The sequence below is a fragment of the Geminicoccus flavidas genome, from assembly GCF_009806515.1.
Taxonomy (GTDB): Bacteria; Pseudomonadota; Alphaproteobacteria; order Geminicoccales; family Geminicoccaceae; genus Geminicoccus; species Geminicoccus flavidus.
In genome coordinates, this window is the sequence record NZ_WUJP01000999.1 from 1 (window position 1) to 2,160 (window position 2,160).

3 protein-coding genes are annotated in these 2,160 nt (G+C 69.5%); 2 read left to right on the plus strand and 1 reads right to left on the minus strand.

The window, feature by feature from the left end; translation table 11 throughout:
* Positions 1–951: alpha-amylase family glycosyl hydrolase (locus EQG76_RS28335; RefSeq protein ID WP_159718460.1), on the plus strand; the 951-nt coding region annotated here is incomplete at its 5' end.
* Here the strand turns inward: EQG76_RS28335 and EQG76_RS28340 are convergent.
* A complete protein-coding gene (locus tag EQG76_RS28340; protein ID WP_159718464.1) occupies positions 948–1,301 on the minus strand; it encodes a hypothetical protein in 354 nt (117 codons plus the stop codon). The two genes, EQG76_RS28335 and EQG76_RS28340, sit on opposite strands and share 4 nt — an antisense overlap.
* A gap of 190 nt (positions 1,302–1,491) precedes the next feature.
* Here EQG76_RS28340 and gfa point away from each other — a divergent pair, with 190 nt between their 5' ends.
* Positions 1,492–2,064, plus strand: a complete 573-nt coding sequence (gene gfa, locus EQG76_RS28345) for an S-(hydroxymethyl)glutathione synthase (protein WP_159718462.1) — start codon at positions 1,492–1,494, stop codon at positions 2,062–2,064.
* The last annotated feature ends 96 nt before the right edge of the window (positions 2,065–2,160 follow it).

Sequence of the window (2,160 nt, forward strand, 5' to 3'; positions counted from 1 at the left end):
TGGCGACCGGGCATGTCGCCGGCCAGGCGGGTGCTGCGCACCCACACGATGGACCAGCCTGAGGTGCACGAGGCGATCATGGCGATGCGCCGGGTGGCGGACGCGTTCGGCGACCGGGTGATGATCGGCGAGGCCTACCTGCCGATCGACCGGCTGATGGCCTATTACGGCACCGGCCTGTCCGGCTTCCACCTCCCCTTCAACTTCCACCTGATCGCCACGCCCTGGCAGCCGACCGCGATCGCCGCCCTGATCGACGCCTACGAGGCGGCACTGCCGGACGGCGGCTGGCCGAACTGGGTGCTGGGCAACCATGACCGTTCGCGGCTGGCGAGCCGGCTGAGCCGGGACCAGGTGCGGATCGCGGCCATGCTGCTGCTGACCCTGCGCGGCACACCCACGATCTACCAGGGCGAGGAGATCGGCATGAGCGACGTGCCGATCCCCCCTGAACGGGTGCAGGACCCGTGGGAGCGCAACGTGCCGGGGCTGGGGCTGGGGCGCGACCCGGTGCGTACGCCGATGCAGTGGGACGGCTCGGCCCATGCCGGCTTCTCCCCGGCCCCGCCATGGCTGCCGGTGGCCCACGACCATGCCACGGTGAACGTGGCGAACCAGTCGGCCGATCCTCGCTCGGTGCTGGCACTCTACCGGGCGCTGCTGCGCCTGCGCCGCGCCCGGCCGGCCCTGTCGATCGGTAGCTACCAGCCGATAGCCGCCGACGCGGCGGTCCTGGCCTATGCGCGGCGGTACGGGGACGAGCAACTGCTCGTGGCGCTGAACTTCGGCGGCACGGCAGCGACGCTGCGCCATGTCCGGCCAGGGCGGCTGCTGCTCTCCACCGAACTCGACCGCAGCGGCCAGGTGATCCGTGACCGGCTTGAGCTGCGCCCGAACGAAGGCTGCATCCTCGAGATCGGCGACCGGGCTGGCGGGCCGGGCCTGCCCTAGAAGCAGCGCACCTCCGCCTCGGCCTGAGCACGGCGCAAGGCGTCGATCGCGGCCTGGGCCTGCTCGTTCGAGCGGAACGGTGCCGCCCGCTCGCCTGCCATCTGCGCCATGCTCATGAAGGTCTCGGCGGTGACGTAGCGCTCATAGGGCAAGAGCGTCGCGATCACGTCGATCGAGCAGGAGCAGCGGTCCAGGCTGTCCCGGGTCTCGCCATTCGCTTTCATGCAGGCGAACACGTAGTCGACGCGGGTGCTGGTCGGATAGTCCTCGCCGGTGGCAGCCTGCCCGGGCCCGGCTGGCCAAGTCGCGAGCAGGGCGAGCAGGCCGGCCGCCCAGGCCCGATGGATCATCGTCATGGTGGCTCCCCGATGCTCCTGGCACAGGACTAGCCTCTGCCCCGTCCGGTCAAGTCCCGACCGGTGCAGCCAGCTGGTGATGATCGACAATAGGTACGATCTTTGGCAAGACAGTTTACTGACCACAGCGCGCCAATCCGGCGCCGACCCAGAAGAAACAGGAGCTGCGGTCAGGGAGAAGCTCATGGCATCGATCTCGCTCCATCCTGCCATCGACCAGGGGATCCGGCAGGGCACCCCGGATTTCGCGGGCGGCACGCTGGTCTGCGCCTGCACCGACCGTCCGGTCACCGTCCGGATCAATGCGCAGGTCCTGCACAACCATGCCTGCGGCTGCACCAAGTGCTGGAAGCCGGCCGGCGCCATCTTCTCGATCGTGGGCGTGGTCCCGGAGGACAAGGTCGAGGTCACCGCCAACGGCGACAAGCTCAAGGTGGTCGACCCCTCGGCGCTGATCCAGCGCTATGCCTGCACCGCCTGCGGCGTGCACCTGTACGGGCCGATCGAGAAGGAACATGCCTTCAAGGGCCTGGCCTTCATCCATACCGAGCGCTCCACCGACCCGGGCTGGGCAGCGCCCGAGTTCGCCGCCTTCGTTTCCTCCGTAATCGAATCCGGCACCCGGCCAAGCGACATGCCGGCGGTGCGCGCCCGGCTGAAGGAACTGGGCCTCGAGCCCTATGACTGCCTGTCGCCGCCGCTGATGGATGCGCTGGCGATCTATGCGGCCCGCAAGGCCGGTACGCTGCGAGAGTAGGAGATCCGGGGGCGGTGGCGTCGCGGCCGCCGCCTCCCTCACCCCACTGTTTCCGCCGCCCGTGGCATCTCACGGTAGCGGTAGCCTTCTTCCGCC